Origin of the sequence: Xanthomonas campestris pv. badrii (genome assembly GCF_012848175.1) — a bacterium.
Lineage (GTDB): Bacteria > Pseudomonadota > Gammaproteobacteria > Xanthomonadales > Xanthomonadaceae > Xanthomonas > Xanthomonas campestris_C.
In genome coordinates this window covers 478,377-491,861 of sequence record NZ_CP051651.1, presented here as the reverse complement: position 1 = coordinate 491,861, position 13,485 = coordinate 478,377, and the positions used below count along the sequence as shown (strand labels likewise).

The 13,485-nt window shown below is 67.5% G+C and carries 4 protein-coding genes; all 4 read right to left on the bottom strand.

Annotated elements, in window-relative coordinates:
- Nucleotides 1-58: 58 nt before the first annotated feature.
- The 4 genes from gspE to HG421_RS01990 all read right to left on the bottom strand — a co-directional run bounded on the left by gspE (nt 59) and on the right by HG421_RS01990 (nt 13,353).
- On the bottom strand, nt 59-1,786 hold the full coding sequence (gspE, locus tag HG421_RS02005) for a type II secretion system ATPase GspE (protein WP_211161770.1): 1,728 nt from the start codon (nt 1,784-1,786) through the stop codon (nt 59-61).
- Nucleotides 1,787-1,916: 130 nt separating this feature from the next.
- Nucleotides 1,917-3,800 (bottom strand): diffusible signal factor-reguated S8 family serine peptidase, encoded by a 1,884-nt coding sequence (locus HG421_RS02000; protein WP_169704754.1) that lies wholly within the window; start codon nt 3,798-3,800, stop codon nt 1,917-1,919.
- Between the two features lie 220 nt (nt 3,801-4,020).
- On the bottom strand, nt 4,021-11,019 hold the full coding sequence (locus HG421_RS01995; protein WP_169704752.1) for an ESPR-type extended signal peptide-containing protein: 6,999 nt from the start codon (nt 11,017-11,019) through the stop codon (nt 4,021-4,023).
- Nucleotides 11,020-11,553: 534 nt separating this feature from the next.
- Nucleotides 11,554-13,353 carry a S8 family peptidase gene (locus HG421_RS01990; protein WP_429001911.1) on the bottom strand — a complete coding sequence of 600 codons (1,800 nt, stop codon included), beginning with the start codon at nt 13,351-13,353 and terminating at the stop codon, nt 11,554-11,556.
- Nucleotides 13,354-13,485: the final 132 nt, after the last annotated feature.

Here is a 13,485-nt window from a genome sequence, read left to right as displayed (position 1 = left end):
GGTCCCCGGTCCCCGGTCCCCGGTCCCGCACAAGTCCCCGGTCCCGTCGCCCCACCGATCACGCATCCTCCGTGACGCGCAGGACTTCCTCGATGGTGGTTTCGCCACGCAGGGCCTTGGACAGGCCGTCTTCGTACATGGTGCGCATGCCGGCCTGGCGCGCCAGTTGCTCGATCTCGCCCATGCCGGCGCGGCGCATCACCGCGCGGCGCAGTTCGTCGTTCATCACCAGGAATTCGACGATGGTGGTGCGTCCCAGATACCCGGTCGGCGCCGCCGCGGTGGGACGCGGGCGATACAGGAAGATCTCGCCATCGGGCTGCAGGCGGCGCAGGTTGAAGCGTTCGATCTCCTCCGGCGATGCGGCATAGCGCTCGGCGTTGGCCAGATCGAGCTTGCGCACCAGGCGCTGCGCCAGGATGCCGTTGATGGTGGAGGTGAGCAGGTAATCCTCCACGCCCATGTCCAGCAGGCGGGTGATGCCACCAGCAGCATTGTTGGTGTGCAGCGTGGACAGCACCAAGTGGCCGGTGAGCGCGGACTGGATCGCGATACGCGCGGTTTCCAGATCGCGCATTTCGCCGATCATGATGATGTCCGGGTCCTGGCGCACGATGCTGCGCAGGGCATTGGCAAAATCCAGCCCGATCTGCGGCTTGGCCTGGATCTGGTTGATGCCTTCGATCTGGTACTCCACCGGGTCTTCGACGGTGATGATCTTGACGTCGGCGGTGTTGAGCTGGCTCAACGCGGTGTAGAGCGTGGTGGTCTTGCCCGAGCCGGTGGGCCCGGTGACCAGCATGATGCCGTGCGGCTGCTCCAGCACCTTGCGGAACTGCGGCAGGAATTGTTCGGTGAAGCCGAGCTTGTAGAAGTCGAACACCACCGTTTCACGGTCCAGCAGACGCATCACCACGCTTTCGCCATGCGCGGTGGGCACGGTGCTGACGCGCAGGTCCAGCTCCTTGCCCTGCACGCGCAACATGATGCGTCCATCCTGCGGCAGGCGGCGTTCGGCGATGTTGAGCTTGGCCATGATCTTGATGCGGCTGATCACCGCGGCAGTGAGCTTGGCCGGCGGGCTTTCGCCTTCCACCAGCACGCCGTCCACGCGATAGCGCACCTTCAGCCGGCTTTCGAACGGTTCGATATGGATGTCGGAGGCGCGCAGTTCCACCGCGTGCTGGATCACCAGATTCACCAGCCGGATCACCGGCGCTTCGGAGGCCAGGTCGCGCAAGGCCTCGATGTCGTCGCTGCTGTTGGCATCGCCATCGGCGGTTTCGACGATGGTGCCCATCGCGCTGCGGCCCTGGCCGTACCAACGCTCGATCAGATCGTCGATTTCCGAGCGCAGGCCAACCTGCAGGAACAAGGCACAGCCGGTAGCAAGACGGACCGCATCGATGGCGTAATCGTCGTATGGGTCGGCGATCCACAGCTCCAGCCGGCCATCGCGTTCGCCCACCGGGCATAGATGGAATTGTTTGAGAAAGCGCAGCGACAGCCCCTGCACTTCGGGCAGCATTTCCGGCGGCGTGTCGCCGAGTTGGCGCGCGTCCACCAACGGCAGGCCGAGCACGTCGGCGCAGGTCTCTGCGTGATCGCGTTCGGACACCAGGCCCAGACGGCCGAGCAGGGACAGCAGGCCCATGCCCGATTCGGCCTGCAGCTGACGCGCGCGCAGCAGATCGGTGTCCTTCAGACGGCGACGTTCAAGCAGCGCTTCGACGATGCGCATCTCCGCGCTTCGATGCTCAATTGGATCGACGGCAACCGCGTTCACACTCGTCTCCACTGGTCCGGCGCCGACTGTAGCAGTTTGCCGCGACGATCAACCGTACGCATCTGAATCGCCCTGAAAAACGATGCCCTCGGTGATGAGCCGGGGGCATCGGTCACACTATTGCCTGTGCTTACTGTCGCGCGACGAGCGTTACCTTCGCATAGTCCATCGCACCCACCAGCTTGATGTAGTAAGTACCGGCCTTAGGCGCGGTGAAGCGCACGGTTTCGCTGTTGCCGGGACGGGTCGACTTGGCATCGAAGCTGGTGGCGCTGGGCTCGGCCTCATGGCTGACATAGACCGACACATCGCCGGTACCACCGTAGGTCATGAAGCTCAGCACCGCGCCGGCCTTGGCGTCGAAGCTGTACAGCGTGGAGCTGCCGGCCGTGCCGCTCAGGCCAGCCACCGGCGCCTTGTTGGTCAAGGCAATGGCGGTCGGCGCGCAGCTTTCGGTGGCCGGATCGCACGGCTCCTCGAGCACCGCTTCCAGCGCGGCCTTGGCATCGACGATGCCGCTGCCGATCGGGGTGCTGGCCGGCGGGGTCACCGGGAAGCGGCGGCTGGTCTGCTTGAGCAGGGCCTCGACCGCGGCCGGAGTCAGCGGGCCCTCGCCCAGGCCGATGGCCGCGCTCTGCACCAGCGCCACGACACCGGCCACGTGCGGGGACGCCATCGAGGTGCCGCCCATTCCCATATACGTATAGGAACCGGAGGTCGGGGTGGTGGCACCGGTGTAGCCGGCCTGCCAGATGAAACCGCCCGGATTGCCGTCCACGCTGCCGCCGCCGCCCGGGCCGGACAGGTCGACCTTGCTGCCGTAGTTGGAGTAATAGGTGATGCCGCCGGTGATGCGCGTGGCGCCCACGGTAATGGTGTTGTTGCAGCTGGCCGGCGAGTGGTTGGCTGCGTCTTCGCCACTGTTGCCGGCCGCCACCACCACGGTGGTGCCACGCGAGACGGCGCCATTGATCGCCAGCTGGGTCGCCGAATCGCAGGCACCGCCGCCGCCCAGGCTCATGTTGATGACTTCGGCCGGGTTGGTGTTGGCGGGCACGCCCTCGACCGTACCGCCGGAGGCCCACACGATGGCATCGGCGATGTCGGAGGTGTAGCCGCCGCAACGGCCGAGCACGCGCACCGGCAGGATGGTCGCCTTCGGCGCCACGCCGGCCATGCCGATGCCGTTGTTGGTCGCTTCGGCCACGGTGCCCGAGACATGGGTGCCGTGCCAGGAGCTTTCCGCCGCGGTCGAGCCGGGGTAGCAGACGTTGTCGGCTTCTTCCCAGTCGCCGTAATCCAGCGCGCCGGGCACGCGCGCGTCGGTGGGGCGGCGCGAGACTTCCGCATCGGTGATGAAGTCGTAGCCCTGCAGCAGATTGCCGGCAAAATCCGGATGGCCGGGCAGGATGCCGGTATCCAGCACCGCCACCACCACGCCGGCGCCCTGCGACAGGTCCCATGCGGCCGGCGCGTTGATGCCGCCGTTGGGGTTGCTCAGGTGCCACTGGTACTGCGCGTACAGCGGGTCGTTGGGAACCAGCTGCGGGCTCACGTCGGTGGTGGCCGCGCTCTTGTTTATTTCCACCGGGCGCAGCATGCGGTCGATCTGCACGTCGGCCACGGACGGGTCGTTCTTCAGTTCGACCACCACCTTGTCCACCTGCGCGGCGGTCAACGTGCTGGACAGCCTGATCAGGTCCGAGCCGATGCCCAGCTTGCGCACATAGGTCGCCTTGGCGGCGGCAGCGCTGCTGCGGGCGCCGGTGCTGGCGCCAACGCGGCCGACTGCGGCCTGCACCGCACCCAGCTTGCTGCTGCGATCGGTCGCAGCGGCGGTATTGTCCTTGTAGCGCACGATCAGGCGGCTACTGAACGCGGTGCCGGCCGGAGCTGCCTGGGTCGGTTCCTTGACCGGCAGTGTCGGTGCGGCTGCCAGGGTGCCGGACGCACCAAGGGCCATCATCACGATGGCGCCGGTCAGCGGGGTGAGGCGGAAAGTCTTGTCGATCACGGTGAAGTCCTCTTCGTGTTTTTCGTGAATCAGGCTTGGAGCAGTATCGAAAACGCCGTGCAGCCGCTACGCGGCCTGCGGTGCTTTCTCGATTGCCCCTGGTACGGCCATTCCTCCATGCGAATCCGTTGGCTGGCCTAGCCACGGTCCTTGCCCGCCCCCTCAGGCCCTGCCCTGCCGCGACGGCGCACAGCGGCGCCGTCGCGTTTGATGCAACCGCTTACCAGCCGAAGCCGGCACCCACGCCGATCGAGCTGTCGTCGCCGCTGAGCGCACCGCCCACCGTCAAGGTGGCGCGCGGGCTGATCGCACGCTGGTAGCCCACCGACAACGCCGATTCGCCATTCTGGAAACCGACACCGGCACCGATGCGGTTCGGCGAGGCGATACCCGCCACGCTGGCGGACATGTTCAACATCGCCGAGCTCATCGCACCCTGGCGGTCCAGGCGACGGTTCTGCCGACGCAGACGGTCTTCGATATCGCCTTGGTAGCTTTCGAAGCTGTCGGCCATCGCGCTGTAGCGGCTGTCGGTGTAGCTGTTGGCCGCGGCCACGCCGCTGTCCAGCTGGCCCTTGTTGACCGCATCGGTCGCACGCACACCGGCCGCCACATTGGCCACCTGACGCTCGCCGCCCACGCTGCCCACCGACACCGTATTGGCGCGGTCGGCAACCGAGCCCTGGCCCAGTGCCACCGCACCTTGCGCGGTAGCACGCGCGCCCTGGCCGATCGCGGTGCCCGAGGCCGCGCTGACCTGCGCGCCTTCGCCCATGGCCACCGCGTTGGTGGCCACTGCCGCGATCTGCGTGTTGGCGCCAACGGCGGTGCTGCCATCGGCATTGACGCGTGCGTTGCTGCCGATCGCGGTGTCGTTGGGGCCGTGCGCATAGGCGCTGCCGCCAATTGCAGTACCGGTCACGTGGTTGGCCACCGCAGCGGTACCGACTGCCGTGGAGGTCGCTGCCGGGGTGATGGCGCCTACCACTGCAGCCGTCGGCGTGCCCTGCACTCCGGCGGCTGCGCCGCTCCCGTTGCCTGCAGCCGCCGCCGGCACCGGCGCATTGCCCGGCGACACCGGACGTGCAGGAGTACCGGCAATCGCAGTGCCAGTGCGCACGTCCAGCTCGCTGACCTTGCTGTCCAGCGCGGTCAATGCAGCGCCCACGTTGTTGTAGCTGGCGCCCTGGATCACATAGGTCGGCGCCACGAACACGCCCTGCGCACCGATCGCCGCACCACCACCGAGGAAGCTGGCGGCATTGCTCAGCGACTGGTACAGCTGGCCGCCATTGATCGCATCGGTACTGGCATCGGCAATCGCGCCGGCGCCCACATTGACGATGCGGCGCGTGGCCGGGCCACCGCGACCGTTGCCGCTACCCACCGACACGGTGTTGGCGTCGTAGGTACGCGACCCGGAGCCCAAGGCCACCGAATCGGCGCCGCTGGCACCGGCATTGGCACCAAGTGCCACGGCATTGCTGCCGCTTTCGCGCACGAAGGAGTTGTAGCCCAGCGCAACGCCGTTTGCGCCGATGGAATTGGTCTGACGGCCCATCGCGGTGCTGTTCACGCCGCTGGCGCTGCTGTCCACGCCCATCGCGCTGGCACCGGTGGCCGAGGCGCTGCTGCCGGACGCGATGGCGACGCTGCGTGCGCCGGTGGCGGCAGCACCCGAGCCGGCAGCGGTGCTGCGCTCACCGGTTGCCGTGGCCACCGCATCGCCGGTGGTCTTGAACTTGCTGCTGGTGTTCTGCACATCGGCCGACAGCGCATCCAGCTGGCCCTTGTTGACTGCATCGGTGGCGGCCTGGCCATCGCTGACATTGACGATGCGGCGGGTGGCCGGACCGCCGCGGCCATTGCCGCTACCGATCGACACCGTGTCCGCCTCATACGTGCGCGAGCCCGCACCCAGGGCCACCGAGTTGGCGCCGGTGGCGCCGGCATTGGCACCGAGCGCCACGCCATTGACCGCGCTCTGGCGCACGAACGCGTTGTAGCCCACCGCAGTGGCGTTTTCGCCGATCACATTCACCTGGCGACCAACGCCGGTGCTGTTGATGCCGGTGGCCGAGGCATCCACGCCGACCACACTGGCACCGATCGCATCGGCGCGGCTGCCGCCGCCCACGGCCAGCGTGTTGTCGGCCAGTGCGGCTGCACTCTGGCCCAGCGCGGTGGCGTTGGCGCCATCGGCATACGAATTCCAGCCGATCGCAGTGGCGTAGTCCGCCGTTGCCCACGCGCCCGCACCGAAGGCGGCCGCGCCGGTTCCCGACGCACGCGCCGGAATGAAGCCGAAGAACGTGCTGCCGCCGACGGCGACGCTTTCATCGCCGGTGGCTTCGCTGAATTCGCCAACTGCGACCGCGCTGGCACCAGAGGCCAACGCAACCGCACCGACGGCGGTGCTGTAATCGCTGGATGCCACTGCGCCGTAGCCCAGTGCCGACGACAGACGGCCGCTGGATTCGCTGTAGCCACCGAATGCCGCGCTGCCGACATTGGATGCAGTGCTGCGGAAACCCGCAGCGGTGGCCTGATTGTCCGAGGCCACCGCGTCGCTGCCCAGTGCGGTGGTGTAGGTCGAAATCGCCTGTGCACCAGCACCGTTCGCCGTGGCGCCGATATCGCTGGCCAATGCGTTGCTGCCGACCGCGCTGCTGTTTTCGCCCAGCGCCTGGGCATTGCTGCCCACCGCTGCCGCACCGATGCCGGCAGCCAACGCGCCCACGCCCACTGCGCTGGCGTTGCCGGCAACCGATTGCGCACCGGCGCCCAGGGCGGTGGTGCCGGTGCCGGTGGCATTGGCGCCCTCGCCTGCTGCCAGCGCGTTGTCGCCTTCGACATACGCACCGGCATCGCTGTCATCGCCGCCGCTGGCCTGGAAATACTTGCTGGTGGCCGCGCCGGCCTCGGCAACGGCGTTGAGCTGATCCAGGTTCACCGCATCGGTGCCCTGCGTACCGGCGGCGACGTTGGTGATCTGCCGTTCGTTGCCGGCACTGCCCACCGACACCGCGAAGTCGCGGTCGGCCACCGAATCGGCGCCCAATGCCACGCTGCTTTCGCCGGTGGATTCGGCGAAATTGCCGAGCGCAGTGCTGTTGAGGCCCGGCGCCCACGCCGCGCCGCCCACGGCGGTGGAGAAGTCGCCGGAGGCCTCGGTCGGCAACAGGCCGAGCAAGGCGCCACCGACCGACACGCTGTTATAGCCGCTGGCGACGCTGCCCTGGCCTGCCGCAACGCTGTAGGCACCGGTGGCCGTGGCATCGCTGCCCACAGCCAGCGTGTTGGAACCGCTGGCGGTGCTGAAATTACCCAGCGCGGTGCTGTTGAAACCGCTGGCAGTGGAATACCCACCCAGGGCGGTGGTGTAGTTGCCGGTGGCTTCTGCGCCGAAGCCGAACGCCGCAGCGCTGGTGCCGTTGGCCACGCTTTCCGCACCCACGGCAGTAGCCGATTCGCCGCTGGCGCTGGCGAAATAGCCCATTGCGGTGGATTCGCTGCCCTGCGCCTCGCTCAGCGCACCGACCGCCAACGACCCATCGCCGTAGGCGCCTGCCGCTGCGCCGAGCGCCGTGCTCTGCGCGCCGGCCGCTTCGCTTTCGCCACCCACGGCCACGCCGTAGTCGCCGCTGGCCTGGCTGAAGGCGCCGTTGGAGACGCTGCCGAAGCCGCTGGCCGCGGCGTTGTAGCCGGCGGCATTGGCGTATTGCGCCGTTGCGCTGGCGCCACTACCGATGGCCACGGCGCCGATGGCGGTGGCCTGGCTGCTGGCACCGAAGGCGCTGCTGTAATCGCCATCTGCGGTGGCATCGGAGCCGGCGGCAGTGGCATCTTCGCCCTGCGCCAGCGCGGTACCTTCACCGGTGCCGGCATACAGGCGCGCGGTATTTTCCGCTGCGCCAGCCACGGCGTTGAGCTGGTCCAGATTCACCGCATCGGTGCCCTCGGTACCGGCCGCGACATTGGCGATCTGGCGTTCGCTGCCGACCGTGCCCACCGACACCGTGTTGGCGCGATCGGCAACCGCGCCTGCACCCAGCGCGACACTGTCGTCGGCAAATGCCACCGCACCGCTGCCGAGGCCCATGCTCCGCTCGCCCGAGGCGTTGGATTGCCAGCCCAGCGCGACGCTCTCGGCACCAGGCGCATAGGATTGGCTACCGAGCGAAGTGGCGCCCGCACCCTGCGCAAGGGCGTAACTGCCCAAGGCGACCGACGAGTAGGTGATGGCACGCGCATTCATACCCAGCGCCGTGCTGAAGTAACCATCGGCCACACTTTCGGTACCGATGGCAGTGTCGTATTCACCCAATGCCACACTGTCATAGCCAATCGCCGTTGATCCATACCCACTCGCGGCACTGGAGGCGCCGACGCCCGTGCTGAAAGATCCCGACGCCATGCTGTCGCCACCCAGCGCGGTGGCGTAAAAATCAGTAGCACGGCTGTTGTTCCCCACTGCCGTGGCAGAGGAACCACTGGCGCTGGCGTAGCCGCCGATGGCCGTGGAGTACGCATCGGCTTGGCTGCCCGTGCCGAGCGCAATGCTCTGGTCGCCTTCAGCCTGCGCTTCCCAACCCAGCGCAATGCTCTCATCGCCAGCCGCGTTGGATTGGCCACCAAGCGAAATGGCACGCGGACCATACGCATTTGCATAGGTACCTACTGCAATCGCGCCGGTATCGGCCGCAAACGCATTCGCGCCCACTGCCGTGCTGTCATCGCCATAGGCCACACTTTCGGTACCGATGGCGGTACCACCGTTACCCCACGCCACGCTGGCAAAGCCCAGCGCAGTCGATGCGGTTCCATTGCCGATGCTTTCGTAGCCGATCGCCGTTGCACCACGCCCATTGGCGATGCTGGTGCCGCCCACGGCGGTGCTGAAATATCCCGAGGCATTGCTGTCGCTGCCAAGCGCGGTGGCGTAGTCGTCGCCGGCACTGCTGTTGAAACCGACCGCAGTGGCATTGGCGATGCTGGCGTTGGCATTGCTGCCAACGGCCGTGGTGCCCAGCGCAGAGGCCTGACTGTTCGCGCCCAGCGCAATGCTGTCGTCGCCCGATGCGGTGCTGGCGCCGCCCAATGCAACGGTGCGCTCCCCGAGGGCATTGCTGTTTGCACCGATCGCCGTGGATGCAGTGCCGCCGGCCCCGGCATTGGCACCGAAAGCAGCGCTGTCGGTACCGAAGGCCACGCTTGCACCACCCACGGCGGTGCTGGTGTCGCCGAACGCCACGCTCCCCACACCCAGTGCCGTGGAGTCCGCGCCATTGGCGATGCTCTCAAACCCCAGCGCCGTCGCGCCGCTGGCGGTGGCCTGGCTTGCGCCGCCCACTGCCGTGCTGGCATCGCCAGAGGCGCTGCTGTTGCCGCCAAGCGCGGTGGTGTTCTGCGCCACCGCAGTGCTGTTGAAGCCGACTGCCGTGGCGTTGTCGGTGGTGGCGTTGGCGCCACTGCCAACTGCAGTTGCGCCCTGCGCAGATGCGGCGCTGCTGGAACCCAGCGCGGTGCTGTAGTCGCTCAACGCCGATGCATTGGAACCGGCAGCGACGCTGTCGGTGCCTTCGGCCAGCGCGCTACCGTCACCGGTGGCCACGAAGCCGCGCGCGGTGGCCGAAGCCACATCGGAAACGGCGGTGAGCTGATCCAGGTTCACCGCATCGGTGCCTTCGGTACCGGCAGCGACGTTGGTGATCTGACGTTCCGCGCCGGCGGCGCCCACCGACACGGTGTCGGCACGTGTGGCGACCGAATTGGCACCCAGGGCCACCGAGTTGGCGCCGCGTGCGGTGCTGTAGTAGCCCAGCGCGGTGCTCAGTTCGCCGCTGGCCCAGGATTCAGGCCCAACTGCGGTGGCGCCTTCGCCAGGCGCGTAGGCGAAGTAACCCACTGCTGTGGCTTCGCTGCCGGAGGCTTCGCTCAGCGTCCCCACGGCGGTGGTGTAGGTGCCCGAGGCGATGGCACCGGCGCCCAGCGCCGTCGACGCATCGCCACTGGCCTGGGTCTGCACGAAGAAGCCCAGGCCCGGAATCAGATCCACCGGACCGCCCACGGCGGTGCTGCTGGTGCCACTGGCGCTGGTCTGGGTGCCCACGGCGGTGGCGTAATCGCCAGCGGCGTTGGCCACCGCACCGAACGCGGAGGACTGCGCGCCGGCGGCATAGGCGCCGACGCCGAACGACGAGGCCGCAAAGCCGTCTGCATTGGCGCTGGCGCCGACCGCGGTGCCGCCGACCCCGGCGCTGGTGGCGCCGGTGGTGACCGGTACGCCGCCGTTGGTGATCAGCGGCTCGCCGTCTTCGTTCACTGCCGCGCCGCCAACGGCCACGCTCGCCGGGCCATTGGCCTGTGCGTTGTGGCCGAAGGCCGCGCTGTTCTGCCCGGAGGCGAGCGCATTGGCGCCCACCGCCGTGGCGTTGTTGGCCACTGCATTGGCGCCGGTGCCCAGCGCCGTCGTCGCCGTGCCCACCGCGTTGGCGGCATCGCCGGCAGCCAGTGCGCTGTCGCCTTCGACGTAGGCGCCTACGCTGTCTTCGCCCGGGGTTGCCTTGAAGAACGTGGCGGTGTCTTCGGCCACATCGGCCACGTCCTGCAACTGCGCCACATTCACCGCATCGGTGGCGTTGATGCCGGCGGTGACGTTGGTGATGCGGCGCGTGGCCGGGCCACCGCGGCCGTTGCCGCTGCCCACCGACACCACGTCGTCTTCGTGCGTGCGCGAGCCGGCGCCCAGCGCGACCGAATTGGCACCGGTGACGCCGGCATTGGCGCCCAGCGCCACGCCGTTTTCGCCAGCCTGGCGCACGAAACTGTTGTAGCCGATCGCCACGGCGTTTTCGCCGATGGCATTGGTCTGGCGGCCGATCGCGCTGCTGTTCACACCGCTGGCACTGCTGTCGGCACCGGTGGCCACTGCGCCGGTTGCGCTGGCATGGCTGCCGGCACCGATGGCGGTGGCCTGGGCGGCAGGTGCGGACGCACCGCGGCCGACTTCGACCGATTGCGCGCTCGCGGGGAGAGGGGTGACGAAGCCGGCGCTACCCAGCGCCAAGGCGATCGCGGCGGCCAGTGCCAGGCTCTGCCGGCGGTCGATGAGCGAGGCCTGCGCAACTGCTCCAGGGCTGTCGCCGCTGGCCAGTTCCGAGGCCACCGTCCACACACCCAACGATTTGTTCCAGACCTTGCGATAAATCCGATTCATCGACGCACGACTCCTGAGTTGTTGGGACTGGTTTTTGTCGAACCCCCACCATCGAATGGCCCTGCGAGCCCAAGCGATTCCCCGTGGTTGTTGGTGCTATGGGCCGCTTGGCGGTGCGCGGCGAACGCCGGCACCCTGGATAGTCAAAAAGTGAACGCTACCCAACCACAGAACTGCGCAAAGTGTTAACAGTCGTCAAATCACGCGTCAAGTTTTTGACAGAAAGCGAAGATAAGTGCGTAACTCATCACACTTCTGCTTGCTTTTATTATTTTTTTGATAATTCTTTGGAAAACAGAGACCTAGATCATGTCCTGCGAGACATTCAAAACCTGAATAGCAGTGTCCACCGAGAACAAAAAAGCCCGCTGGCGTGACGCCAGCGGGCTTGGTTGCGCAAAATACGCGCTGCTATGGGTCAGTCAGCAGGTCAACATCGGCGACCGGAGCTGCCGTCCCCTTCCTGCGCGGCGTCGTGCCACGACTGCGCCAAGGAAATGACGATCATCGGGCCCATCGCCGTCAGGTGACGACTCATTGGCGCGCCAGCAGGCTCACCCCATCGAACTGGGCACCCTCCAGCTTGAGCACATAGGTGCCCGCGCGCGGTGCGGTGAAGCGCACCGTCTGACTGGTACCGTTCCGCGTGGAAGCGCCGTCGTTGTCGGTGGCGCTGGGCTCGCGGCCCAGTGCCACGTAGAGCGCTGCCTGCCCACTGCCGCCGAAACTGATGAAGCTCAGCACCTGCCCCGCCGTTGCCTGGAAGGTGAAAAAGCCCGCATCGCCCGCCGCGTTGGAGATGCCGCGCTGGATCGTCCCATTGCTCAGCAACTGCGCATCCAGCGTGCATGCCAGGTCTGCCGCATCGCAACGACGTAATGCGCGGGCGATCGCCGCGCCCGCATCCACGATGCCGGCGCCCGTCGGTGTCGAAGCCGGCGGCGGCAGCGGAAATGCACGCGCGGTGCGCTTGAGCAGGGTCTCCAAGGCACCTGGCGACAGCGGCGACCGCCCGTCGGCAATCAAGGCGCTTTGCACCAACGCCGCAACACCGGCCACATGCGGCGACGCCATCGACGTGCCCGCCTGGCCGGCATAGGTGTACTGCCCGGAGGTCGGGGTGGTCTTGCCGGTGTAGTAGGTCTGCCAGACGAAACTGTTGATCGGGCCATCGTTGACAGAGAATACCGTCGAGCTGCCGCCTGGCGCGGCCAGATCGACCAGGCGGCCGAAGCTGCTGTACTGGGCAAGCCCACCGGTGGAGCGGGTAGCGGCCACGGCGATGACATTGGGGCAATTGGCCGGCGTCTCCGACGACATGTCCGCCCCCGAATTTCCCGCAGCCACCACCACCGTGGTGCCACGCGACACCGCACCGTTGATCGCCGCCTGCATGGCCGCATCGCACGGCCCGAAGCCGCCCAGGCTCATGTTGATCACTTCGGCCGGATCGCGGTTATCCGGCACGCCATCCACGTGACCGCCGGACGCCCACACGATGGCGTCGCTGATGTCCGACGAGCTGCCGCCGCAGTGGCCGAGGACCCGCACGGGAAGAATCTTCGCCTTGTCCGCGACGCCTGCGCCACCGATTCCGTTATTGGCCACCTCTGCGATGGTGCCGGCGACGTGCGTGCCATGCCAGCTACTGTCTCCGGCAAGGGAGAAAACCCCGCAATCGCCGTCCTGTGCGATCCAGTCGCCGCGATCCAGGCCTCCCGGGGCGCGCTCGTCGGTGTCGCGGCGCGATACGAAGGCATCGGTGATGAAGTCGTAGCCGGCCAGGACATTGCCCGCCAGATCCGGGTGCGTCGGCAGGATCCCGGTATCGAGCACAGCGACCACCACGCCTTCGCCGTGCGTGGTGCTCCAGGCCGGAGCCACGTTGATACCACTCACCGGATCGATCAAATGCCATTGATTGGTCTGCAGCAATGGATCGTTCGGTAGCGCAGCGCCGGCGGTTTGCAGCGGATACATGCGCTGATCGATCTGCGCCGATTCCACGTCCGGATCGGCGGCCAATGCCTGCACCAGGCGATCGGCATCGGCGCGGCTGAGCTGGCCGGGCAACTTGACCACTTCACCACCGACCGCCAGCGTGCGCAGATGCACCGGCGCTGCCGTGCCCGTTGCGCGCGCAGCGGGTACGAGACGAATGGAGGCACGCGATGCGGCCGCCGTGATCGCCGTGGAGACGCTGCGGCCGACATCGCGTGTGGTCATACGTCCGCTGCGATACTTCACGATGATGCGGTCGACCGGCGCATCGGCCATGGCCTGTTGGCGCTGTGCCGCAGTTGCGGCCGGGCTGGGCATGGCCGCCGATGCCATGCCACTGCCCAGGCACAGGGCCGAGACAGAGCAGGCAAGTACGCTGGCGCGGAGAGAAAGAGTCTGGATCACGATAGATTTCCTTCAAGAGTGTTCGAGCCGAAGAGGAAGAGAGAGGGAGCACCTGTCATC